Below are 23,134 nucleotides of genomic sequence, written 5' to 3'. Positions count from 1 at the left end.
GCGTGCCGGCCCGTACGGTCACCGCCCGTGCCAGGATCGGTGGGGTACGCCGTCCCCTCAGGAGTGAGAGCCATGTCCCTGGACTCCCTGAAGTCCCGTCTGCCGGGCTACGCCCACGACCTGAGGCGCAACCTCGACGCCGTCGTCGGCCGTTCGGGCCTCACCGAGCAGCAGCTGTGGGGCACGGTGCTGGCCACCGCGATCGCCTCCCGCTCCCCCGTCGTGCTGCGCGAGCTGGCGCCGGAGGCGAAGGCCCGTCTGTCGCCCGGGGCGTACACGGCGGCGAAGTCCGCGGCGGCGGTGATGGCGGTGAACAATGTCTTCCACCGCACCCGGCACCTGCTGTCCGACCCCGCCTACGGCGGCCTGCGCACGGGCCTGCGGATGAACGTCCTCGGCGACCCGGGGGTGGACAGGATCGACTACGAGCTGTGGTCCCTCGCCGTGTCCGCGATCAACGCCTGCGGTCTGTGCCTGGACGCGCACGAGCGGGTGCTGCGCAAGGCGGGCGTGGACCGGGAGACGGTCCAGGACGCCTTCAGGATCGCGTCGGTGGTCCAGGCCGTCGGCGTCACGCTGGACGCCGAGGCCGTGCTGGAGGACGTCGAGTAGCGCCCGGCCCTCCGCTCACCTCTGGGGTGCCGGGTCCCCGTCACCCGCGGGGCCCTCGGCGGGGCCGTCGACGTGCTCGACGGCGACGGGTCCGCCCGCCGGCGCGGGGACGGCCGCCGCGGGCGGGGCCTGGACGGCCGCCAGGTCCATCTCCTGCGAGTACCGCCGCAGATAGCCCACGATCGTGTTCGTCACCGCCACCAGCGGGACGGCCACCACGGCGCCGCCGATCCCGGCCACCATGCCGCCGGCCGCCACCGCCAGCACGACCGCCAGCGGATGCACGCGGACCGCGCGGCCGAGGATGAACGGCTGCAGGATGTGCCCCTCGATCTGCTGGACCGCGAGCACCACGACGAGGGTCATGACGCCGGTGAAGACGCCCTGGGTGACCAGGGCGACGACCACCGCGAGCGCGCCCGACGCCACGGCGCCGACCAGCGGGATGAAGGAGAACAGGAAGATGAACACGGCCAGCGGGACGGCCATCGGGACGTCGAGGAAGTAGATGCCGATGCCGATGAAGACGGCGTCGATGAGGGCGACCACGACCGTGCCGCGCACATAGGCCGTGAGCGTCGCCCAGGCGCGCGGTCCGGCGCCCGCGACTCCGGGGCGGGCGGCGGCCGGGACCAGCTTGAGGGTCCACTGCCAGATCCGCTTGCCGTCGTAGAGCAGGAACAGCGTCGAGAAGACGGCCAGCAGGATGCCGGTGAGGGCCTCGACGATGACCGTCACGCCTTCGAGGCCGGCCGAGGTGATCTCGTCGGTGTTGGCGCCGACGGCGTTGCGCAGGTTCTCGGCGATCTCGTTGATCTGCTTGTCGGTGACGTGGAACGGGCTGTTGAGCAGCCAGTTGCGCAGTTCGTCGATGCCGTCCTGGATCTGGTCGGACAGGTCGTCGACGTTCTCCATGACCTGCCAGGTCACGAACCAGCCCATCAGGCCGATGACGACGAACCCGAGGATCGCGGTGAGGGCGGTGGCCAGTCCGCGCGGGACCCCGCGCCGGGTCAGCCAGGCCACCGAGGGCTGCATCAGGGCCGTCAGGAGCAGGGCGATCACGAATGCCAGGACGACGAGCTGGACGGCGCTGATGATCCGCATCAGCACCCAGACGGTCCCGGCGAGGACCAGCAGCCGCCAGCCCGCCTCCGCGGCGACCCGCATGCCCCACGGCACGGCCTGGGCCGGGTCGGGGCGCGGGGGCGCGGCCACGGGCGACCGCTCGACGTGGCGCGGCGCCGTGCCCGGGGACGCCGGGGCGTCACCGGTCGCGGGTCCGGCGGACGGCCCTCCGGAGGGAAGGTCGTCGCTCTCCCGCTCGGCCGCGGCACGGCGTTCGTTCAACCGTTCGCTCATTTCGGTCAGTCCGGCACCGAGCCGGCCGAGCCACCCTGGCACTCGTGACATGATCCGTCCTCTTCCCCCGTCCGTGCCCACCACTCCTCCCTGGAGCCGGTTCGACGCTACAGGGGCGGCACGCGCCAAAGCGAAAGCCCCTCACCTGAAGACGGTGAGGGGCGTCGCGAGGTTGAGCGGGGCGAGCCTAGGTCGCGGAGACGGCCTAGTACCAGTGGTTGGCCTGCCAGAAGCTCCATGCGCCACACGGGCTGTCGTAGCGCGAGTTCATGTAGTTCAGGCCCCACTTGATCTGGGTGGCCGGGTTCGTCTGCCAGTCCGCGCCGACGGACGACATCTTGGAACCGGGCAGAGCCTGGAAGAGACCGTAGGCGCCCGAGGACGGGTTCACGGCCTGGTAGTTCCAGCTGGACTCGTGGTCCACGATGTTGCTGAAGCACTGGAACTGGTCGGCCGGCACCATCTGGCGGGCCATCGCCTGGATCTGCGCGACGGTGTAGGAGCTCTGGACGGGGAAGTCGGCGGAGGACCGGGAGGCCTTGGTCTCGGCTTCCTCGCGCTCCTTGGCTTCCTTCGCCGCCTTCTCTGCCTTTTCGGCGGCTTCCTTCTTCTCGATCGCGCTCTGGGCGGCAGCCTTGCGGGCCGCCTCCTCGGCGTCCTTCTTGGCGCTCGCGTCCGCGGCGATGGCCTGGACGTCCGCCTGCGCCGACAAGGACTCGGTCTGCACCTGGGCCTGCTGGCCCGCGGGTATGTCCGCGAGGAGCGTCGTCTCGGCTGCCGTCGCCTCGGCGTCGTTGGTCTGCGCGGTGCTGCCCGAGGCAACGCCGACGACGCTTCCGACAGCGGTGACCGCGGTGGCCGAGGCCACTGCGAATCCCCTGACCGAAATCGGACTCACACGGTTTCCTTCCAGCATCGCCCGCTTCGGTGACCCTGGCGGACGCAATCGTGCCCCTGGCGCTGGCCTCCCAACTGCGGGGTCACGGGAGGCACGGACCCGCTGGGCAACTCCCCTGCGGGGAGCGCCGCGTGTTGACTCGGGCGGCATACGACGTCGCTATGCAGTTGGTGTGGTGCTGCTGTGGCGCCGTACCGCTGGGGGCACGACTGTGTCGTATGCGGGGCCTGACAGGAGTGAGACTCTGCCGCACCCGGACGGCGCGAGGCAATTCTGTGTTGCGTGTGAAAGCTCACACCCAGTTTGCCCCTGGGCTTTTCCGGAAAGCGGCACACGCCAAGGCGCCGCCCGGCTAGGCTCTTCGCCTTTCCGGACGGCGCCAACTGACGCGTAACCGCTATGAAGTTGGACAGCCCTCCACAGGCCCGTGCAGACCCGTCAGATCTGGCCGTCCTCGAGCATTTCGGTCACAAGGGCGGCGATCTGGGACCTCTCGGACCGGTTCAGCGTGACGTGGGCGAACAGCGGGTGTCCCTTCAGCTTCTCCACCACGGCGACCACTCCGTCGTACCGGCCGACGCGCAGGTTGTCCCGCTGGGCCACGTCGTGGGTGAGAACGACCCGTGAGTCGGCGCCGATCCGGGACAGGACGGTCAGCAGGACGTTCCGCTCCAGCGACTGCGCCTCGTCCACGATGACGAACGCGTCGTGCAGCGAGCGTCCGCGGATGTGGGTGAGGGGCAGCACCTCCAGCATCCCCCGCGCGGTGACCTCCTCGATGACCTCGCGGCTGGTGACCGCGGACAGCGTGTCGAAGACCGCCTGCGCCCAGGGGCTCATCTTCTCGGCCTCGGTGCCGGGCAGATAGCCGAGCTCCTGCCCGCCCACCGCGTACAGCGGCCGGAAGACCATCACCTTCTGGTGCTGCCGGCGCTCCAGCACGGCCTCCAGTCCCGCGCACAGCGCCAGCGCCGACTTTCCGGTGCCGGCCCGGCCGCCCATGGAGACGATGCCGACGTCCGGGTCGAGGAGCAGGTCGAGCGCGATCCGCTGCTCGGCGCTGCGCCCCTTGATGCCGAACGCCTCCCGATCGCCGCGCACCAGACGGACGTTGCCGTCGGGGGTGACCCTGCCGAGCGCCTTGCCGCGCTCGGAGTGGATGGTCAGGCCCGTGTGCACGGGGAGGGCGGCGGCTTCGGGCACATGGACGCGCCCCTCCTCGAAGAGGATGTCCACCTGCTCGCCCGGGAGGGTCAGTTCGGACATGCCGGTCCAGCCGGAGGAGTCCGTGATGGCCAGTTCGGCGCGGTACTCCTCGGCGAGGAGTCCGACGGACGAGGCCTTGATCCTCAGCGGCAGGTCCTTGGACACGACGGTGACGTCGAACCCCTCGGCCTGCAGATTGCGGGCGACCGCGAGGATGCGGGAGTCGTTGTCCCCCAGGCGGTAGCCGCTGGGCAGCACGCTGGGGTCCGAGTGGTTGAGCTCGACACGGACGGTCCCGCCGAGGTCCCCCGTGGGGATGGGGGAGTCGAGACGGCCGTACCGGACCCGGAGGTCGTCGAGCAGGCGCAGGGCCTGCCGGGCGAAGTAGCCGAGTTCGGGATGGTGCCGCTTGGCCTCCAGTTCCGTCACCACGACGATGGGGAGCACGACCTCGTGCTCGTCGAAGCGGCTCAGGGCGTTCGGGTCGGCCAGCAGGACGCTGGTGTCGAGAACATAGGTGCGCCGGTCGGGCTTGTGGCGCTTTGTGCTGGTCACCACGGAAGGACGTACCCCCTCGGATGAGGTCGGGGAGCGACGGAGTGGAGCTGGACCGGTCGTCGGCCGCGGCGCACGCCCCGCACGGGCCGGAAACCGGCCCTCCACTGCTTCTTCCGTGCCGTCACCGCACGGTAGGGCTGGTGCAAACGGGCCTCCCGGGCGGACGGCTCCGGCGCCGTCCGCTGAGATCCGACACCCGTGGTTCGGGCATCGACCTGCTTGGTCTATGCCCTCGAACACCCGCTGCCATGCCGACGGGTACGACGGCGCGCCCGTGAACTCCTCGTGAACGTCCGTCCCCGCCCGCCTGGGCGGGGTGCGGTGTCAGCCGCCGTAGCGGCGGTGCCGTGCGGCGTAGTCACGCAGGGCACGCAGGAAGTCGACCTTGCGGAAGGCCGGCCAGAAGACCTCACAGAAGTAGTACTCCGAGTGGGCCGTCTGCCACAGCATGAAACCGGACAGCCGTTGTTCACCGCTGGTGCGGATCACGAGGTCGGGGTCGGGCTGGTCGCCGGTGTAGAGGTGACGGCCGATGAGGTCGACGCTGACGGACTCGGCGAGCTCCTCCATGGAGGTGCCCTTGTCGTGCGCCTCGGTGATCATCGAGCGCACGGCGTCGGCGATCTCCTGCCGGCCGCCGTATCCGATGGCCACGTTGACCAGTATTCCGTCGACGTGGGCGGTGGCCTCCTCGGCCTCCTTCAGCGTGGTCTGCATGGGGCCGGGGAGCAGGTCCGGCGTGCCGACGTGGTGCACGCGCCAGCGGCCGTCGGCGGCGAGGGTGCGGACGACGTCCTCGATGATGCCGAGCAGGGGGACGAGTTCTTCCTGGGGGCGGTCGAAGTTGTCCGTCGACAGCAGCCAGAGGGTGACGACCTCGACGTCCGTCTCGGTGCACCAGCCGAGGAATTCCTCGATCTTCTCGGCGCCGGCCCGGTGTCCGTGCACGGTGGAGGAGCCCGCTGCCTTGGCCCAGCGCCGGTTGCCGTCCATGATCACGCCGATGTGCTTGGGCACCTGAGCGTGGTCCAGGTGGCCTTCCACCCGGCGCGCGTACAGCCTGACCAGCAGGCCGCGCAGCATGTCGCGCAGGTTCACGTGATTGTCAGCCCCTCCGTACGGATGCGGTCCCCGCGCATGGAGCGTACCGGGGTTCGGCGCGGGCGCGTTCCGGGGGATGGCCCGGGAACAGAAAACGGGCCGGTCCGTGGGGGGGAGACGGACCGGCCCGAGGGGGGGTTTCCACCATAACCCTTCGTAAGTGATGCTGCGTGCATCGGCGCGAGACAACTACGCTCCGGAGTCGCCCGGCGACGGCCGGATGAGAGGGAAAACGATCCCTCGGGGCGGCGCTCCGCCGAGGCACACGCCTCTGACCAGGGAGAACGTGGACCGCATGGCCGGTAATGGCGGGTTTGGCCGGTTGTGTGCGCCGCTCGGCCGTCCGGGGGGTCGTCCCTCCCAGGGGTGACCCCGGCCGCGAACGTCCGCTTGACGCGGCGAGGGGCCTGCCGGTGGCGGGTCGCAGCAGGGCAGGGCACCGCGCAGCCCCCTCCGCCGCGCGGTGCCACCGCGCAGCTTTGCTTACGCGAATTGCCTTGGTCCGAACTTACGTGAGAGCCGCACGGAAAGCGAGCCGACCCCCATAACGATGTGGAAAAGGTGAGGGTTCCTTGGATATGGAGGCCACAAACGCTCCCGAACCCCCGAATGCACGATTTGCACCATTTGACCGCGAGGCGACCGTCTCAAGCTCCGGCCCTCAACCGCCCGGCTTGTGCGCGACGAAGAGATGGCGGGTGCTGTGGGCCACGAAGGGGCCCTCGGCCTCGATCCGCTCGTGCAGGGCGCGCAGCCGGGGGCGGTACGCCTCCACGGTGAAGCCCGGCACCATCCACACCACCTTGCGCAGGAAGTGGACGACCGCCGCGATGTCGTGGAACTCCACCCGCAGGGTCTCGGCGCGCAGTTGGGCGATCTCCAGCCCCGCGGCCTCCGCCTCCGCGCGTTCCCGGTCCGGGTGCCGCGCGTCGCGCACCTCGTCCGGCTGCGGGCCGAGGAAGTGCTCGACCAGCTCGAAGACGCTGCGCGGGCCGACGTGCTGGGCGAAGTAGGTGCCGCCGGGCCGCAGCACCCGGGCGATCTCCGCCCAGGGGGCCCGGACCGGGTGCCGGCTCGACACCAGGTCGAAGGCCGCGTCGGCGAACGGCAGCGGCGCGTCCTCCGGTACGGCGACGACGGCGACCCCGCGCGGGGCGAGCAGCGCGGTGGCCTCGGTGACGTTCGGCGGCCAGCCCTCCGTGGCGACGGTGAGCACCGGCGCCTCGGGCGCCCGTCCGAGGGCGAAGGCGAGGACCTCCCCTCCCCCGGTCTGCAGATCGAGCGCGGCGGTGGCGGCGGCCAGGCGGCCGGCCAGCGACACCGCGTACCCCCAGCTCGGCCGCTCCTCCGTGGCCCGCCCCTCGAACCAGGAGAAGTCCCAGCCCTCGGTGGGCACGGCGGCGCCCTCCGCGACGAGTTCCTCGAACGACCTGCTGCGCTGTCCCATCCGGGCATGGTCGCAGGGCGGTGTCGGTGGCCGCTGATAATTTCCGCCCCATGACGAACCCGACGCGGCCGGCGTACACGGCGGACGAGAAGGCCTTGCTCCGCGAGAGCCTGGACCGGCACCGGGACGCGGTGTCGTGGAAGCTGGAGGGGCTGGACGACGAGGCGCTGCGCCGCCCGATGACACCGTCGGGCACGAGCCTGCTGGGGCTGGTCAAGCACCTCGCCTCCGTCGAGTACGGCTGGTTCGTCGCGAGCTTCGGCGGTGAGGTGGAACCGCTGTGGTTCGACCCGTACAGCGACGAGGACATGCGGGCCGACCAGGGCGAGACGACCCGGCAGATCGTCGACTTCTACGGCCGGGCGCGGGCCGCCGCCGACCGTGTGATCGACAGCCGGTCCCTGGACGAGCGGGGCCGGCCGGACTGGCGGGACATCGACGTGTCCCTGCGCTGGGTGCTGGTCCACATGATCGAGGAGACGGCACGGCACGCCGGTCACATGGACATCGTGCGCGAGCTGATCGACGGGGCGACGGGCACGCGGCGGCCCGGCTGACGCCCGCCCGGCCGCCGGATCAGGGGACCAGCGGGCGGACCTCCCCGGCGACGAACCGGACGAACCCCTCCGGGTCCGGCTCGTCGCCCGTCGGCTGCAGGACCACGGTGTCCGCCCCGGCCTCCGCGAACCGCCGTACGGCCGCGGCGACGGCGGCCGCGTCTCCGGCCGCTCCGAGGCCGGGCACGAAGGCGACCCCTTCCGCGGCCAGTTCGGCCTGTACGCGCTCGGGGCCGTCGGGGCCGGTGGCGGCGAGCAGATAGACGGTGACCGGGTGCGGCCCGGCGTCGGTGCGCCCGGCCGCGCTCCGCCCCTCGTCGATGAGCCGCCGGGCCCGGCGTACGCCGTCCGGCGGCGTGGAGGCGGTGAGCAGCGTGCCGTCGGCCGAGGCACCGGACAGCCGCAGCGAGCGGGGACCGGTCACCCCGGCGAGGACCGGTGCCGGCCCGTCCGGCGGCCAGTCCAGGGCCACGTCGTCCAGCCGGACGTACCGCCCCTCGACGGTGAGGCGTTCCCCGCGCAACAGGGCCCGCAGCGCGTCGAGATGCTCCCGCAGCAGGGTCACCGGCGACTCGGCGCGGGCGCCGACCTGGCCCATCCAGTCCTGCACGCCGTGTCCGAGGGCGAGGAGGGGCCGGCCCGGGAACATGCGGTGCAGGGAGGCGGCCTCCATCGCGGTGAGCGCGACGTTGCGCAGCGGCACGGGCAGCAGGCCGACGCCGACCTTCACCCGCCCGGTCCACGCGAGGGCGGCCGCGGCGGTGGAGACACCTCCCTCACGGAAGCAGTCCTCCCAGAGCCACAGCTCCTCCAGCCCCGCCGCGTCGGCGGCCTCGGCGACGGAACGCAGCCGTTCGGGGGCGAGTTGGGGACGGAACACCACGCCGAGTCCAGTCATGGGATCTTTCCTACCCGGGTAGCACGGCCAGGACAACGCGATATCGGCGAGGGCGGGAGGGGCCGCGATGGCTCGGCGGTGGCAGGACGGACGGGGCACGCTGGTCGTCCACGGGGAACGGGGCGAGGTGGCGGTGCCGCTGGAGATCGCCGCGTCCTACCGGGCCCGGACGAAGGGGCTGCTGGGGCGGGACGCGATCGACGGGGCGATGCTGCTCACGCCGGCCGGCAGCGTGCACACGGTGCGGATGCGGATGCCGATCGACGTCGCCTACCTCGACCGGCACCTGCGCGTCCTCGCCGTCCGCACGATGCCCCCGAACCGCCTGGGGCTCCCCCGCCTCCGCTCCCGCCACGTCCTGGAGTCGGAGGCGGGGGCGATGGCGGGGTGGGGGGTGCGGGTGGGGGTGACGGTCGGTGTGGTGACGGACTGATCAGCCCCCCGTGCGGGGGAAGGAGACCTCGACCCTGCGGTTCTTCTTGCGGCCGGCCTCGGTGGCGTTGGAGGAGATGGGGTACTGCTCGCCGTAGCCGCGGACCTCGTAGGTGATCGTGGAGTCGTCCAGCTCGGCCTCCAGGACGCCCTGTACGGCGTTGGCACGCTTGCGGGACAGGACGTCGCCGTGGGCCGCGGAGCCCAGGTTGTCGGTGAAGCCGAAGACGCGGATGCGGGTGGCGTTCTGCTTGCCGATCTCCTCGGCGATGGCGGCGATACGGGCCTTGGCCTCGCCGGTGAGTTTCGCGCTGTCCTTGGGGAACAGCACCTCCGCCTGGAGCGCGAACTTCACGTCGGCGTTGGTGTCCTCGCGGCGCTCCTCGCCGGCCTGGTCCTCGACGACCTGCTTGATGTCCAGCACCTTGGCGGCGGCGAGGGTGGCGCCCTCGGGCAGCTTGAGATCCGGGTCGTTGGCGTCGACCTCCACGGGCGCGGCGGCGGACGCCTCGGTGCCGGGCGGCACGACGGGGTCGTCGTCGGCCTCGGCGGTCGTGGCGGTCAGGAGGTTGGCGGCGATCATGACGCCGACCGCGGTCAGGGTGAGAGGGAGGCGGGTCATGGGCGGCTCATCCGGAGATCTGGATGGTGGCGGAGGCGAAGGTGGGGAGCTGGAAGACGACCTCGGCCGTGTCGGCGGGCGGCGCCGGGAACTGCATGAACACGGCCAGGCTCTCGCCGGACTTCAGGATCGAGAACCCGGTGGTCGTGAGGGGACGTCCATCGGTGTCGCGCAGCACGTAGTAGCGCTTCTTGCTCTTGGAGTCGACGAGGGTGGCACCGCCGAGCGACCTGCCGTGGCGCACGATCTCGGTCTCGTTCCCGCGCACCTGAGAGGGCACGGTGACACTCTTCTCGCCGTCGTTCTTGAGCGTGCCGTTCAGCGTGAGGAAGCCACCGGTGTCCCGCACCGCCGAGGTGATCTGCAGGAGCAGACCGTCCTGCCCCTTCATCTCCGCCAGCGGAGTGTCCGACTCGCCTTCCTGAGGGCTCGGCCCGGAGTCGTCCTTCTGCGAGGCGGAAGCGGAGGCCTTCGGCTTCCCGTCCTCATCGCCCCCTCCTCCGCCACAACCGGACGCACCGACGGCCAGACCGGCCGCGAGCGCGGCCGCGACCAGCGCCCTGCGGCCCTTCGCCGAGAACCGAATGCCCATCACTCCGCTTCCTTCGTCACTCGTCATTGCCTTGCCCGTCGGTCAGATGCACGTCGAAGAGGTCCTCGGGGCCTGGGAGGTCGTCGAGATTCTCCGGGTCGAGCTGCCAGTCGGCGTCGTCGCACCTGAGTTCCGGCAGGGCCTCGTCGTCGGCGTCCTCTCCCGGAAGGTCGAAGTCGCACCGCCACTCGATCACGGCCGTGGCGGTCGCCGTCGAGTGGACGTTCTCGGTACCGGGCACGATGGAGTCGCCCACGGGTTCCGTCGTCTTCACCTCGACCCGGTAGCCCGGAGGCAGTCCCGCCAGCGGAGTGCAGAACGCGGTGGCGTTGTTCTCGGCCGCGAGTTCCTGCGCTCGTCCGCACCCGTCGAGGGGAGAACCGACGCCGTCGAAGATGTCCTGCCACTTCTCGGGGTCGAGGACGTTCTCCAGCCAGTCGTCCGTGAGTTTGTCCCGGGTGTCCAGGGCCGCCGCGAGGGCAGCGGCGTCGGCCGCGGTCTGGGCGCCGTTCCGGTTCGCTGCCGCCTGGCCCACCGCCAGGTACACGAACGCAAGCAGGAGCAGGCCCCCCACCACCGTGATGTAGAGGGGGAACGCCTGCCCCGCGTCGCCGACCCCGCGTGTCTGCCTCAGCCGCCCGTGACCTCGGCGATCTGCTCGGTGATCGCGTCGTAAATGGTGCTGCCGATGTCCGTCCCGGTGATCGCCAGCACGATCGCCACCACCACCGCGATGATGCCCAGGTACTCCACCGCCGTCTGTCCCCTGTCGTCCCGTGCGGTGCGGGAGCGCAGGTACGCGGCGGTCGCGTTGATCCAGTTGCTCATGGGGGTCCCCTCCGGTGTACGGCGATCGTTGAGCGCTCTGGGGAGAAACGTAGGCGGGAACGGCCGGAATGCCAGAGGGCCCTTGGGCCCAATTCCACGCCATGACCGAAAACAGTCGTCGCGTCATCGCCCCTCAGCTCCGTCCTGACGGTGAACCGGGCTTCCCACCACGCCACTTGGCTGCGGCCTCCGCCCGGTTGGTGCTGTGAAGTTTGGCGAAGATGCGGTTGATGTGGTTCTTGACCGTCTTTTCGGTGATGAAACAGGTGGCGGCGATCTGCTGGTTGTTCATCCCCGACGCGATGAGGTCCATGATCTCCGCCTCCCTCCTGCTCAGTCGGAACCGTGACCGGTACGACGACTGTGCCACAGATGGTTGCACTTGCGAAAGCGGTTCCGACAAACTCCCGGCCCGGACGCCGCGTTCGGCGTTTGCTTGCGCGAGCATCGCGGCGACCGAGGGGGTCAGCGGGGCCCTGCCCCGCCTCACCTCCCGTACGGCCGCGACCAGTTCGTCCGCCGTGAACTCGCCGTGCAGCAGGTAGCCGTGGGCGCCCCGGCGCAGCGCCTCGCGGGCCGCCTCCGGTTCGTCGGCGTACGTCAGCACCAACACCGGGGTCGACAGGGCCAGTTGCGGCAGGTCCATGCCTGGCAGGCGCGCGTCCGGCACCGTCGCGTCAGGGTGGTGGCGGCGGGCCGCCTCCTGGGCCTCGTGGCCGTCGGACGCCTCCGCCACGATCCGCAGGCCGGGGTGGCCGGACAGCAGGGCGGTCAGGCGGGCCCGCGCGGCGGGGTCGTCGTCCGCCACCACGATCCGCAGCGCCTCGTGCGCCGGAATGCCGGTCATGTGCCTCCTCCCCTACTCCCCCGTCAGCGTCCCGAAGTCCGTGCCGGACCCGAGCAGCAGGCCCGCGCCCAGCAGGATCAACGTCGCCGGCACCATGAAGGTGGTGATCATCAGCGTGGCCCTGGGCACCGCGCGGGCCGCCTTGCGGCGGGCGTTCTGCGCGTCGGTGCGGCGCATGTCCTTGGCGAGGGCGACCAGGGTGTCGACGATCGGCGCGCCCAGTTCCTCGCCCTGCTGGAGCGCGGTCACGAACATCGCCACCTGCTCGGAGTCGTTGCGGCGGCGCAGCTCCGCGAAGGCCTGGCGGCGGCTCATGCCGAGGTCCATCTGGCGCAGGGTGATGCGCAGTTCGTCGGCCCAGGGGCCCTCGTACCGGCCGGAGACGCGGTCGAGGGCCTGGCGGAAGCCGAGGCCGGCGCTGACCACGACGGCGAGGACGTCGAGGAAGTCGGGCAGGGTGCGTTCGATCTCGTCCTTCCTGATCCGGATGGCCGACCAGATGCCGACCTCCGTCCAGAAGGCGCCGAACGCGAGCAGGAGCAGCGCGACGAGCACCTGTCCGCGCAGCAGGAAGACGAGGAAGCCGACCGCGCCGAGGAAGCCGTACACGGCGCGCCGGGCGGCGTAGCGGTCGATGGTCAGGCCGCCGGGGTTGCCCGCGAGGTCGATCCTGCGGCGGTACCGGGCGACGAGCTTGGGGCCCATGAGGCGCAGGACGGCCGGGGCGTAGCGCATGCCCATGCGGTCGATGAGGGAGTCCACGGCGCCGGTGCGGGTGGCGCCGACCTCCAGGGCGAGCGCCAGGTCGGCGGGGAGTTTCGTCTCGGCCCGGTACATGCGGATGCCGGCGAAGACGCCCGCGACGGCGAGGGCCATGGCGGTGGCGAGGAGCAGTCCGATTCCCATTCCGAAGGCCCCCTCAGACGTCGATCCGTGAGAGGCGGCGGATCAGCAGGAAGCCGAGCGCGTACAGCCCGAACGCGACGAGGACGGCGGCCTGGCCGAGCGGGCTGCCGGTCATGCGGTCGAGGGCGCCGTCCTTCACGCCGTTCATCAGGAACAGCGATCCGACGCCCAGCACGGGAACGGCGTACGACGTCATGCTGACCTGGGAGAGCTGGGTGCGGACCTCGCGCCGGGTCTCCTTGCGCTCCTCCAGGGTCTCGGTGAGGTTCCGCAGGGCGCTGACGACCTGGCCGCCGGCCCGGTTGGACAGGACCAGCGTGGTGACCAGGACGACGAGTTCGCGGGAGGGGAGGCGTTCGGCGAGTTCGCCGAGCGCGTCGTCCATGGAGGCGCCGAGGGCGAGCTGGTGGGAGACCTTGGCGAGTTCCTCCCCGGCGGGGGCCTCCAGTTCCTCGGCGGCGAGGCCGATCGCGGTGCGCAGGGCGAGTCCGGCGTGCGCGGCGTTGGCCAGGATGCGGGCGAGTTCGGGGAGCTGGTTGATGAACCGCTCGATGCGTTTCTGGCGCTGCCAGTTGAGGAACTGGACGGCGGCCCACACGCCGAGCAGTCCGGCGATCGGCCCGAAGAAGGGGGCGAGGGCCGCCTGCCCGACGAGCCAGAGGCCGGCCACGACGGCCAGCATGGTCACGAAGAACTCGCCGGGGGTGACGTCCAGTCCGGTGGCGGCCAGCCGCAGCTCCAGGCGCCTGCCCAGGCGGGTGCGGCGCAACCGGCGGTCCAGGCCGGGGAAGCGGCGGCGGCGCCCTCCGGGGCCGGTGAGCTGGCCCGTCGCGGACAGGCGCTCGACCAGGGCCTGGCGGCGGGCCCGGCCCGCGGCGTACGCCTGGACGCCCAGGACGGCCAGGACGCAGGTCAGCAGCGCGATGCCGGTGGTGAGCGTGATGCGGGTCTGCAGGTCCATGGGCGGGGTCCTACCTGGCCTCTCGGGTGGCGAGCTCGAGCGGGGACGCGGCGACGCCGAACGCCTGCGGGATCGGCTGGTTCGCCATGTAGAGGCGGTCGGCGGTGCGGCGCGGGAGCGGATGGCAGGCGAAGGCGCCGTGGACACGGCCGTCCGGTGTCATCGGCTGTGCGTTGAACCGGGCCACCGTCACCAGCCGGTACGGCTCCGCGCCGTGGCTGTCCAGGACGGCGATCTCGGTGATGCGGCGGGCGCCGTCCGGGAACCGGGTCAGCTGGATGATGACGTCGACGGCGCTGTTGATCTGGTCGTGCAGCGCCTCGAAGGGGACGGCGACCTCGGACATGGACGCGAGGGTCTTCAGCCGCATCAGGGCGTCCTCGGCGCTGTTGGCGTGCACGGTGGCCAGTGAGCCGTCGTGGCCGGTCGACATGGCCTGGAGCATGTCGAGGGACTCGCCGCCGCGGACCTCGCCGACGACGATCCGGTCGGGGCGCATCCGCAGGGAGTTGCGGACCAGGTCGCGGATGGTGACCTGCCCCTTGCCCTCGACGTTGGGCGGGCGGGACTCCAGCCGGATCACATGGGCCTGCTGGAGCTGGAGTTCGGCGGAGTCCTCGATGGTGATGATGCGCTCGGAGGACGGGATCAGGCCGGACAGCGCGTTCAGCAGGGTGGTCTTCCCGGTGCCGGTGGCGCCGGAGACGATGACGTTGAACTTGGCCTGCACGAGTCCGGCGAGCAGGTACACCATGGGTTCGTCGAGGGAGCCGAGGCCGGTCATCTCGCGCAGGGTGAAGGAGCGCGGGAAGCGGCGGATGGTGAGGGTGGCCCCGCTGAGGGAGAGCGGCGGGATGATGACGTTGACGCGCTCGCCGGACGGCAGCCGGGCGTCCACCATCGGGTTGGACTCGTCGACGCGGCGGTTCACGGTGGAGACGATCCGCTCGATGGTCTGCATCAGCTGGTCGTGGGAGGCGAAGCGCAGGGGCAACTGCTCGACGCGGCCCGCGCGTTCGACGAAGATCGCGTCGGGGCCGTTCACCATGATCTCGGTGATCGACGCGTCCTCCAGGAGCGGTTCGAGGATGCCGAGGCCGAGTGCCTCGTCGACGACCCGGCGGATCAGCTGGGCGCGCTCGGACGTGGACAGCACCGGGCCCTCGCGGCTGATGATGTGCCCGAGCACCCGCTCCAGGCGGGCCCGGCGTTCGGCCGCGGCCAGCGAGCTCATCTCCGCGAGGTCGATCTCCTGCAGGAGCTTGGCGCGGTAGGTGGCGACGAGGTGTCCGTCCTCGCCCCGGCCGCCCTTCTCCTCGGGGACGGTGATGCGTGACCTCAGGCTCATCAGGGTTCCTCGTTCAGTGGTCGAGCGGCATGATCGCGGTCTTCTCGGCGGGGTCGAAGTCCCAGCCGGGGACGATCGACGGGATCTCGACCGTCGCGGTGACGGAGACCTCGTCGCCGCCGACGGCGGGCGGGCAGCTGACCTCCAGCCACTCGCTGACCGCGGCGGTGCAGGCCGCCTGCGCGCTCTCGTCCAGGGAGGCGGCGCGCGCCCCGGCCCGGGCCGCGGTGCCGGCCTGCTGGGCGGCGTAGGCGATGAGGCCGAGCTGGATGCCGGCGAGGGCGACGAGGATCAGCAGGGGGACGAACCCGAGGTACTCCAGGGCGACCTGGCCGCGGTCGCGGTGCTTCCTGCCGTACGCCATCTCAGTTCCTCCCCTCCTCCTCGACGGCCCCGGCGTGGCCGTCGACCGTGAACGGGAACCCGATGGAGCCGGGGAAGAGGACGGGCACCTCCAGGTGCACGTCGGCCGTCACCAGCCCTCCCCCGGTGCCGCACGCCATGTCGCCGGTCCAGGCGCCCGGCAGGTCCGCGAGGCCGGCCTCCTGGCAGGCGGCGAGCCGGGTCCCGGGGTCCGCGGCCGTCCCCGCCCTCGCCGCCTCGTCCGCGGCGTGCCCGGCGAGGGTGTACGTGTAGCCGACGAGGACGCACTGCCACAGCAGCACCAGCGTCAGCAGGATCAGGGGTGTCATCCCGAGGAACTCGATCGCGACCTGCCCGCGGTCCCCCCGCCGCCGCCTCACCGCCCTATCTCCTTGCGCCTGCGGAACGTCACCGCGGGCCGCTCCGCGCTCCGGACGGCCCGCTCCCCGGCCCTGGCCCGTCCGCCGCGCCGGGGGGCGGCGCTCTCGGTGCCGGCGACCAGGCCCAGTTCGCCCGCGAGCGCCCACAGGGCCTGCTTCACGGTCGACTTGGCGTCCAGTTCGTGCAGCCGGCCGGCGTCGACCGCCCCCTGCAGCTCCTTGTAGTTGGCGGGGACGGCGGTGGCCGCGACGGCGGTGCCGGTGATGCGCTGGATCAGGGCGGGCTGGATCTCCGCGGACCGGGTGTGCCGGTTGACGACGATCGTGGTCTCCTCCGCCTTGCGGATCTGCAGGCGGTCCCACATCCGGACGGCCCGCTTGGCGCCGCGCACCGCGACCACGTCGGGGGTGGTGACGAGGAGCGCCGCGTCGGCCGTCTCCACGGCGGCCGCGCTCGCGCCGCTGAGCTGGGCGCCGCAGTCGACGACGACCACCTCGTAGCGGGAGCGCAGCGCGGCGACGATGTGCCGGGCGGCCGCGTCGGTGACCTCCTCGCCGCGCTCCCCGTCGCCGGGGGCCAGGAGCAGGGCGACCCCGGTGTCGTGCCGGAACACGGCGTCGGCGAGCACGCGCGGTGAGATGTCGGTGATGGCGGCGAGGTCGGCGACCGAGCGGCGGAACTGGATGTCCAGGTAGGAGGCGATGTCGCCGGTCTGGAGGTCCATGTCGAGCAGGGCGGTGCTGCGCCCGGACGCCTGTGCGGCGAGGGCGAGCTGGATGGCGGTCAGGGTCGCGCCGACGCCGCCCTTCGCGCCGCTGACGGTGACGACGGTGCCGCCCGCTCCGCCGAACACGTCGGGTCCGGCGCCCAGGTGCCGGCGTACGCCGACCGACCACTGGGCGACGGCGTCGACGCGGCTGGCGAGTTCCTCGTAGTGCAGGGGCAGCGCGACCAGGCCGCGGGCGCCGTGGTCCATGGCGGCCTGGAACAGGCCGGGGGTCGTGTCGGAGGTGACGAGGACGACGCCGACGGCCGGGAAGCGCAGGGCGACCTCCCGGATCAGCTCCAGGGCCGGGACGGGCCCGATGCGTTCGTGGACGACGACGACCTCGGGCAGTTCGTCGACGGACTCGGCGGCGAGGCGGGCGAGGGTGTCGACGAGCTGCGTGGAGTCGGTGACGGGGGCGACCGGCTCGGCGTCGGGGAGCTGGCTGAGCAGGGTGGTGAGGGAACGGACCGCGTCCGCGTCGCCGACGGCCGGGAGGATCCTCGTGGGCATGGGGGCCTCTCACTTGTCCTTGGCGAGTTCGTACGTGCGGTCCGACGGGGCGACGTCGGACGCGGCACCGGGCGCCACCAGCGCGAGCCGTACCTCGTCGGCGAACGACTCGGCGTAGGTGATGCGCTGGGCGTCGACGGTCTTCAGCGCGAACGTGATGGGGACGGCCTCGACGGTACGGCGGCCCCGGTCGTCGCGGTCGGGCTCGAGCGCGGTCAGGTCGCCGACGTCGATGACGCGGGCGTTGGCCACGATCAGCTTGGACTGGTCGGCGGCGCCGCCGCGTTCGCCCTTGAAGGTGGCGTAGACGTTGACCGTGGAGCCGGGGGTGATCTTCCCGGCGACACCGGTCGCCGCGTCGATCATGATGGCGAGTTCCTGCTCGTCCTGCTTCAGGGCGGGCTGGTCGACGATCATGTCGCTCTGGAGGAGGGAGCCCTCCTTGAGCGTGGTGACGGCGATCTTGCCGCGGATGTCGCTCAGGTCGGTGACGGCGTTCGGCGACAGCCAGCGCTCGGGCATCTCGATCTTCTCGAACTGGGCCGCGCCGAGCGGGGTGTAGGGGGCCACGTCACGGGTGAGCCGGTAGGCGGTGACCTCCGGGCCGACCTTGGACTTCACGTCGCTGATGACGGACAGCACGCCGGCGAAGGCGCCGAGGGCGCACAGGACGGACAGGAGAAGGAGTATCACGCCGCGGCGCTGACGGGAGTTCATGAACCGTGCAACCTCATTGGGGGAATCGGTCGGGGGCGGTCGGTGGGTCCGGTCGGGGCCGGGTCCTGGTCCGGTCAGCCTGCGCGGGCGGGCTGTTCGTGGGTGGGCGGGGTGGCGGAGCAGAAGACGCAGCGGTCGCCGATGACGTCGATGCCGCACCAGTGGCAGGAGCTCTGCCGGACGGAGCCGACGAGCTGGTAGAGCACCGGCAGGTCGGGCAGGAAGGCGCAGAACTCGATGAGCTTGGCCGTGCCCCACCAGGGGACGGACTCGGCGGGCAGCCCCACCTCGCGCAGGCCCTGGGCGCGCCAGGACGGGGCCAGGGTGCCGGCGACCCAGTCGGACTGGAGCTGTCCCTGGGCGATCAGCATCGACGTGCCGAACTCCGGTCCGGGCAGGGTGACTCCGGGGGCGGCGCGGACCAGCTGCGGCGACGGGTGGGCGAGGACGCCGAACTGGCTGCCGGGCATCCAGGACCGGGCGTGCGAGCCGAGGTCGACGGGGACGCGGTCGAGCTTGGCGACGGAGCCGAGGAGCGCGCCCGCGTGCAGATAGTGGGTGAGGAGCCGCCCGGCGGAGGCGAGGATGCCGGGGCTGAGGTCGCAGGAGGCGAGCTGGCGCAGCTGGCGGGCGAGGACGGCGAGCGCGAGCGGGGGCAGCGCGGGTTCGAAGACGGCGATGCGGTCGCTCTCCAGGAGGGACCGGACGGTGTGCAGCCGCCGCCGGGCGCGCCGGGAGGCGGCCTGCGAGCAGACCACGATCACATGGCCGTGCTGGTCGGTCAGGGACTGCAGATGCGCCAGCGACCGCTCCAGCGGCTCCCGTTCGAGGTCCGGGAGCACCACGGCGGGCACGGTCCGCTCGTCCTGCGCCGGCAGTGCCATGTCGGCACTGGTCACGGCAATGGCAGTTGGCACGCGTCGCTCCCCGTCTCCCCGCCCGGCCCCGGCGCTCGTGTCACTCCGGTGCACCGGGACGACTTCGTTGCGTGACTGTCCCTGCACTGTATCCACGGCTCGATGGCCGGAGAACAGCGTTTCCGCAGCCGGGAGATAACTGTCCACCCCCAACTCCCGTCAAAACGGGGCAGGTCGCGCGCACAAAGTCTCCACGACCGGAACCTCTTGACAGTTGGATTGGTCTGGACCAACGTGTTTTGGCATGTTCATAAACAGATCCCGGGGTCTCCCCGGACGGCCGGCACGCCTGTGGGCGGCGGCCGTGGCCTCCGCCCTCTCCCTGACGTTCCTGGGCGCGGGCCAGGCGTCCGCGGCGGACGTCAACAACGCGAAGAACGCCGGCTTCGAGTCCGGCCTGACCAACTGGACGTGTACCGCGGGCAGCGGCACGACGGTCTCCTCACCCGTGCACGGCGGCGCGAGCGCGCTCAAGGCGACACCGGCCGGGCAGGACAACGCCCGGTGCTCGCAGACCGTGGCGGTGAAGCCCAACTCCACCTACACGCTGAGCGCGTGGGTCCAGGGCGGCTACACCTACCTGGGCGTCACGGGCACCGGCACCACCGACGTGTCCACCTGGACCCCGGACTCATCGTCCTGGAAGCAGCTCTCCACGACCTTCACCACGGGCGGCTCCACCAGCTCGGTGACGGTCTACACCCACGGCTGGTACGGCCAGGCGGCCTACTTCGCCGACGACCTCTCCGTGTACGGGCCGGACGGCGGCGGGGGCACCGACCCCGCTCCGACGGTCCCCGGCGTCCCGGGCGGGCTCAGCGTCCAGGGCCGCACCTCGTCCTCCGTCTCGCTGGCCTGGAACGCGGTCTCCGGCGCCACCGGCTACAACGTGTACCGCGACGGCACCAAGGTGACGGCGGTCGGCGGCACCTCGGCGACGGTCACCGGCCTCGCGGCCTCCACGTCGTACTCCTTCCAGGTCACCGCCACCAACGCGGCCGGTGAGTCGGCGAAGTCGGCGGCCGTGACGGGGACGACCACGGCGACCCCGACCGGCCCCTCCCTGCCGAAGCACGCGGTGACCGGCTACTGGCAGAACTTCAACAACGGCGCGACCGTGCAGAAGCTCGCCGACGTGCCGTCCCAGTACGACATCATCGCCGTCGCCTTCGCCGACGCGACCGGGACGCCGGGCGCGGTCACCTTCAACCTGGACTCGGCAGGGCTCGGCGGCTACACCGTCGACCAGTTCAAGGCGGACGTCCGGGCCAAGCAGGCCGCCGGGAAGAAGGTCATCGTCTCGGTCGGCGGCGAGCGCGGCACGGTCGCCGTGAACGACTCCGCCTCGGCGGCGAACTTCGCGAACTCGGTGTACGCGCTGATGCAGCAGTACGGCTTCGACGGCGTCGACATCGACCTGGAGAACGGCCTCAACGCCACCTACATGACGCAGGCCCTGCGGTCCCTGTCGGCGAAGGCGGGCTCCTCGCTGATCATCACGATGGCGCCGCAGACCATCGACATGCAGTCGACGTCGAACACGTACTTCCAGACGGCGCTGAACATCAAGGACATCCTCACCGTCGTCAACATGCAGTACTACAACAGCGGTTCGATGCTGGGCTGCGACGGCAAGGTCTACAGCCAGGGCTCGGTGGACTTCCTGACCGCCCTCGCCTGCATCCAGCTCGAAGGCGGCCTGGCCCCCTCCCAGGTCGGCCTGGGACTGCCGGCGTCCACCCGGGGCGCGGGCAGCGGGTACGTGTCGCCGACGGTCGTCAACAACGCGCTGGACTGCCTCGCCAAGGGCACCAACTGCGGCGCGTTCAAGCCCTCCCGGACCTACCCGGACCTGCGGGGCGCGATGACCTGGTCGACCAACTGGGACGCCACCGCGGGCAACGCCTGGTCAGGCGCGGTGGGCCCGCACGTGCACGCCCTCCCGTAGGGAGGCTTCACCCCGCCGGACGGTAGTGGCCGAGCACCCAGGCCAGCTGCGGGAACCACTCCTGCAGCCTGGCCCGGGGCTTGGCCTCCACCACGCACTCGTAGAACCGGCCGTCCTGGTGGATCACGGCCACCATCAGCGCCTTGCCGTTCGGGCTCGCCTTGTAGTGCACGCTGCGGATCTCCGGCCAGCGGAACTCGACGGACAGGCCGTACATCTCGAAGACCACCCCGGAGGCGTCCACGACGACCGCGTTGCGTTTGTCGACGGCCAGGAACTCCGGCCCGGCGGCCGGCGCCCCCGGCTGCGGCGGCGGCGGCCCGTACCCCGGCTGCGCGGGGGCGTACGGCGGCGGCGCGGGCGCCTGGTGCGGGGCGTACTGCGGCGGGGGCGGGCCGAAGCCCGGTCCGGGTGCGGGTGCGGGTGGCTGCTCGCTCATCGGGGTCCTGGTCCTCGTCCTCGTCCTCGCGGGAAACCCGGCAGACTTCCGGGTGCTGCGGTGAAACATTCTCCCCGTCCCACCGCATCAGTGAGGTGAGGGCCTCACCGCACAGCCACAGGGGGACGTATGAGACAGCCGCGCGCGGACGAGTACGCGCGGTTCGCGGCGGCCAGGGCCGGGCATCTGTACCGCTCGGCCTGCCTGCTGACGGCCGGGGACACCCATCTCGCCGAGGACCTCGTGCAGGAGGCCCTCGGCCGGATCTACGTCCGCTGGGGCCGGATCTCCCGGGTGGACAACCCGGCCGGCTACGCGCAGACCGTCCTCACCCGTGTCTTCCTCGCCCACCAGCGCCGGCGCAGCAGCACCGAGCGGGCCACGGACACGTTCCCCGACCGGGCCGCCCCCGACGGCGGCCACGGCGACCTCCCGCTGCGGCTGACCCTGCTCCAGGCGCTCGCCCGGCTGCCCGCCAAGGACCGGGCGGTCGTCGTGCTGCGCTACTGGGAGGACCGCTCGGTCGAGGAGACCGCCGACGTCATGAACGCCAGCTCGGCCGCCGTGCGCACCCGGTGCACCCGGGCGCTGGGCCGGCTGCGCGAACTCCTCGGCGAGGAACTCGGCGAGTACGCCGCCCGCTGAGCCCGACCCCTCTCATCCTTCTCCGAGAAACGGTGGATCCGCCATGCCCGTGGAACACGACCAGGACCCCTTCGAGACCCGGCTCGGGCACGCCCTGCGCGACGCCGGGGACCACTTCACGGCCGACCGCACGGCACTCGTCGACGGAGGGCTCGCCCGGGGCCGCCGGCAGCGGCTGCGGCGCCGTACGGCGGTCCTCGGCGGGGTCGCCGGGGTCGCGCTGGCCGGGGTCGGCGGGGCGCTGCTCACCCCCTGGGACGACGGCGCCGCGCCCCGGCCCGGCACATCCGGACGGCCCTCCGCGCAGGCGCCCGTGGCACCCGTCACCGGGCACGAGCTGCTCGAGTCGCTGGAGGATCTGCTGCCCGAGGGCGAGGTGAGCGGGCAGGAGGCCAAAGGCGGGGCGGACCGCTCCCCGGCGCCGTACGCGCGTCTCGTCTTCGACGACGGCGAGGGGGCCGCGGCGGTCGTCGTCGGCCTGGACCGCATCCGGTTCGGCGGGCAGCACGCCCGGCAGACCGTCGACTGCCCCGACCGGACGCTGGTGCGGCACGACGCGTGCGTCTCCACCGAGCTGCCCGACGGCTCCCTCCTGAAGCTGTTCCAGGGGTACGTGTACGCCGACGGGCGCGCGAAGACCAAGCTGTGGTCGGCCGACCTGGTGACCCCGGCCGGGCAGCACGTCTTCGTCAACGAGCTGAACGCCGCCGCCGAGAAGGACTCCCCGGTGACCCGGCCGGAGCCCCCGCTGTCCACGGCCCGGTTGAAGAAGCTGGTGACGGCTCCGGTGTGGCGCGGCTACGTCGACTCGCTGCCCGAGGACCCGGTGGAGGCGCAGGAGCCACCCGCCCAGCCGTCCGTGGACTCGGTGCTGGACACGTTCGCGGCCCTGCTGCCCCGCAAGGCGAAGGTCGTGGAGCGGGGCGAGGACTACACGTTCCTGGTGCTGGACGACGGCAAGGGCCGCGGCTATGTGCAGGTCGACGTCCAGCAGAACATGGGCGACGTGGCCGGGGAGCTGTTCGGGGAGGGGTCCGAGACGCTGCCGGACGGGACGCTGGTCGACTTCCGGGAGAACGGCGGCGACAAGGGCGTGCCCGGTGCCGTGATGTGGACCGTGGACTCCCTGCGCACCGACGGCTTCCGGGTCGTCGTCAGCGCCCTCAACGCGCCGACCCAGCACGACGCCCCCAGCCGCACGGCACCGGTCCTCACCCGGGCACAGCTGCGGAAGATCGCCCTGAGCCCGGAGTGGGACCGGTACCGCTAG

Annotated in this window: 26 protein-coding genes; 6 read left to right on the top strand and 20 right to left on the bottom strand. The window is 71.9% G+C overall.

What is annotated here, in order from left to right; all coding sequences use genetic code 11:
• Positions 1 to 72: 72 nt before the first annotated feature.
• The gene (locus F8R89_RS22600; protein WP_151785645.1) at positions 73 to 612 is read left to right on the top strand and encodes a carboxymuconolactone decarboxylase family protein; all 540 of its coding nucleotides are present in this window, start codon (positions 73 to 75) and stop codon (positions 610 to 612) included.
• 15 nt (positions 613 to 627) lie between these two features.
• On the opposite strand, the gene F8R89_RS22595 is transcribed toward F8R89_RS22600, so the two are convergent.
• From F8R89_RS22595 to F8R89_RS22575, 5 genes are all read right to left on the bottom strand, one after another.
• Positions 628 to 2,025 carry an AI-2E family transporter gene (locus F8R89_RS22595; RefSeq protein WP_151785644.1) on the bottom strand — a complete coding sequence of 466 codons (1,398 nt, stop codon included), beginning with the start codon at positions 2,023 to 2,025 and terminating at the stop codon, positions 628 to 630.
• A gap of 154 nt (positions 2,026 to 2,179) precedes the next feature.
• Positions 2,180 to 2,890 carry a transglycosylase SLT domain-containing protein gene (locus tag F8R89_RS22590; protein ID WP_151785643.1) on the bottom strand — a complete coding sequence of 237 codons (711 nt, stop codon included), beginning with the start codon at positions 2,888 to 2,890 and terminating at the stop codon, positions 2,180 to 2,182.
• A 420-nt stretch (positions 2,891 to 3,310) separates the two neighbouring features.
• Positions 3,311 to 4,636 (bottom strand): PhoH family protein, encoded by a 1,326-nt coding sequence (locus F8R89_RS22585; RefSeq protein WP_055621787.1) that lies wholly within the window; start codon positions 4,634 to 4,636, stop codon positions 3,311 to 3,313.
• Positions 4,637 to 4,960: 324 nt separating this feature from the next.
• Entirely contained in the window at positions 4,961 to 5,734 is a 774-nt protein-coding gene (locus F8R89_RS22580; RefSeq protein ID WP_151785642.1) for an isoprenyl transferase, read from the bottom strand.
• Positions 5,735 to 6,398: 664 nt separating this feature from the next.
• A complete protein-coding gene (locus F8R89_RS22575) occupies positions 6,399 to 7,184 on the bottom strand; it encodes a methyltransferase domain-containing protein (protein ID WP_151785641.1) in 786 nt (261 codons plus the stop codon).
• 50 nt (positions 7,185 to 7,234) lie between these two features.
• Between F8R89_RS22575 and F8R89_RS22570 the strand changes: the two genes are divergently transcribed.
• Positions 7,235 to 7,741 (top strand): DinB family protein, encoded by a 507-nt coding sequence (locus F8R89_RS22570; RefSeq protein WP_151785640.1) that lies wholly within the window; start codon positions 7,235 to 7,237, stop codon positions 7,739 to 7,741.
• 19 nt (positions 7,742 to 7,760) lie between these two features.
• Here the strand turns inward: F8R89_RS22570 and F8R89_RS22565 are convergent, their stop codons facing one another.
• Positions 7,761 to 8,639 carry an LLM class flavin-dependent oxidoreductase gene (locus tag F8R89_RS22565; RefSeq protein ID WP_151785639.1) on the bottom strand — a complete coding sequence of 293 codons (879 nt, stop codon included), beginning with the start codon at positions 8,637 to 8,639 and terminating at the stop codon, positions 7,761 to 7,763.
• 67 nt (positions 8,640 to 8,706) lie between these two features.
• Here F8R89_RS22565 and F8R89_RS22560 point away from each other — a divergent pair, with 67 nt between their 5' ends.
• Positions 8,707 to 9,072 (top strand): DUF192 domain-containing protein, encoded by a 366-nt coding sequence (locus F8R89_RS22560; protein WP_151785638.1) that lies wholly within the window; start codon positions 8,707 to 8,709, stop codon positions 9,070 to 9,072.
• On the opposite strand, the gene F8R89_RS22555 is transcribed toward F8R89_RS22560, so the two are convergent.
• The 13 genes from F8R89_RS22555 to F8R89_RS22495 form a co-directional block, all read right to left on the bottom strand.
• The gene (locus F8R89_RS22555; protein WP_151785637.1) at positions 9,073 to 9,693 is read right to left on the bottom strand and encodes an OmpA family protein; all 621 of its coding nucleotides are present in this window, start codon (positions 9,691 to 9,693) and stop codon (positions 9,073 to 9,075) included.
• A 7-nt stretch (positions 9,694 to 9,700) separates the two neighbouring features.
• A complete protein-coding gene (locus F8R89_RS22550) occupies positions 9,701 to 10,285 on the bottom strand; it encodes a hypothetical protein (RefSeq protein ID WP_151785636.1) in 585 nt (194 codons plus the stop codon).
• A gap of 16 nt (positions 10,286 to 10,301) precedes the next feature.
• A complete protein-coding gene (locus F8R89_RS22545; protein ID WP_151788249.1) occupies positions 10,302 to 10,919 on the bottom strand; it encodes a pilus assembly protein TadG-related protein in 618 nt (205 codons plus the stop codon).
• Complete coding sequence (locus F8R89_RS22540; protein WP_151785635.1) at positions 10,916 to 11,113, bottom strand: Flp family type IVb pilin; 198 nt, start codon at positions 11,111 to 11,113, stop codon at positions 10,916 to 10,918. The genes F8R89_RS22545 and F8R89_RS22540 overlap by 4 nt, the downstream gene beginning before the upstream one ends.
• A gap of 133 nt (positions 11,114 to 11,246) precedes the next feature.
• A complete protein-coding gene (locus tag F8R89_RS22535) occupies positions 11,247 to 11,960 on the bottom strand; it encodes a LuxR C-terminal-related transcriptional regulator (protein ID WP_151785634.1) in 714 nt (237 codons plus the stop codon).
• 12 nt (positions 11,961 to 11,972) lie between these two features.
• Complete coding sequence (locus F8R89_RS22530; protein ID WP_151785633.1) at positions 11,973 to 12,866, bottom strand: DUF5936 domain-containing protein; 894 nt, start codon at positions 12,864 to 12,866, stop codon at positions 11,973 to 11,975.
• A gap of 13 nt (positions 12,867 to 12,879) precedes the next feature.
• Positions 12,880 to 13,827 (bottom strand): type II secretion system F family protein, encoded by a 948-nt coding sequence (locus tag F8R89_RS22525; RefSeq protein ID WP_151785632.1) that lies wholly within the window; start codon positions 13,825 to 13,827, stop codon positions 12,880 to 12,882.
• A 10-nt stretch (positions 13,828 to 13,837) separates the two neighbouring features.
• Positions 13,838 to 15,175, bottom strand: a complete 1,338-nt coding sequence (locus F8R89_RS22520) for a CpaF family protein (protein WP_151785631.1) — start codon at positions 15,173 to 15,175, stop codon at positions 13,838 to 13,840.
• Positions 15,176 to 15,188: 13 nt separating this feature from the next.
• Complete coding sequence (locus F8R89_RS22515) at positions 15,189 to 15,539, bottom strand: TadE/TadG family type IV pilus assembly protein (RefSeq protein WP_151785630.1); 351 nt, start codon at positions 15,537 to 15,539, stop codon at positions 15,189 to 15,191.
• Position 15,540: 1 nt separating this feature from the next.
• Positions 15,541 to 15,867 carry a pilus assembly protein gene (locus F8R89_RS22510; protein ID WP_264158909.1) on the bottom strand — a complete coding sequence of 109 codons (327 nt, stop codon included), beginning with the start codon at positions 15,865 to 15,867 and terminating at the stop codon, positions 15,541 to 15,543.
• 47 nt (positions 15,868 to 15,914) lie between these two features.
• Positions 15,915 to 17,198: an AAA family ATPase gene (locus F8R89_RS22505; RefSeq protein ID WP_151785628.1), complete on the bottom strand. Its 1,284-nt coding sequence runs from the start codon at positions 17,196 to 17,198 to the stop codon at positions 15,915 to 15,917.
• A 9-nt stretch (positions 17,199 to 17,207) separates the two neighbouring features.
• Positions 17,208 to 17,915 carry a Flp pilus assembly protein CpaB gene (cpaB, locus tag F8R89_RS22500; RefSeq protein ID WP_151785627.1) on the bottom strand — a complete coding sequence of 236 codons (708 nt, stop codon included), beginning with the start codon at positions 17,913 to 17,915 and terminating at the stop codon, positions 17,208 to 17,210.
• 74 nt (positions 17,916 to 17,989) lie between these two features.
• Complete coding sequence (locus F8R89_RS22495) at positions 17,990 to 18,799, bottom strand: hypothetical protein (protein ID WP_151788248.1); 810 nt, start codon at positions 18,797 to 18,799, stop codon at positions 17,990 to 17,992.
• Between the two features lie 277 nt (positions 18,800 to 19,076).
• On the opposite strand from F8R89_RS22495, the gene F8R89_RS22490 reads away from it, so the two are divergent.
• Positions 19,077 to 20,780 carry a chitinase gene (locus F8R89_RS22490; RefSeq protein WP_151785626.1) on the top strand — a complete coding sequence of 568 codons (1,704 nt, stop codon included), beginning with the start codon at positions 19,077 to 19,079 and terminating at the stop codon, positions 20,778 to 20,780.
• Between the two features lie 7 nt (positions 20,781 to 20,787).
• Here F8R89_RS22490 and F8R89_RS22485 read toward each other — a convergent pair whose 3' ends face one another.
• A complete protein-coding gene (locus F8R89_RS22485; RefSeq protein WP_151785625.1) occupies positions 20,788 to 21,219 on the bottom strand; it encodes a hypothetical protein in 432 nt (143 codons plus the stop codon).
• Between the two features lie 129 nt (positions 21,220 to 21,348).
• Between F8R89_RS22485 and F8R89_RS22480 the strand changes: the two genes are divergently transcribed.
• Entirely contained in the window at positions 21,349 to 21,864 is a 516-nt protein-coding gene (locus tag F8R89_RS22480; protein ID WP_151785624.1) for a SigE family RNA polymerase sigma factor, read from the top strand.
• Between the two features lie 43 nt (positions 21,865 to 21,907).
• Positions 21,908 to 23,134: a hypothetical protein gene (locus F8R89_RS22475; protein ID WP_151785623.1), complete on the top strand. Its 1,227-nt coding sequence runs from the start codon at positions 21,908 to 21,910 to the stop codon at positions 23,132 to 23,134.

This window comes from Streptomyces sp. SS1-1 (genome assembly GCF_008973465.1).
In the GTDB taxonomy this organism is placed as follows: domain Bacteria; phylum Actinomycetota; class Actinomycetes; order Streptomycetales; family Streptomycetaceae; genus Streptomyces.
The sequence above is the reverse complement of the archived record's forward strand: the minus strand, read 5'-3'. Positions and strand labels throughout refer to the sequence as shown.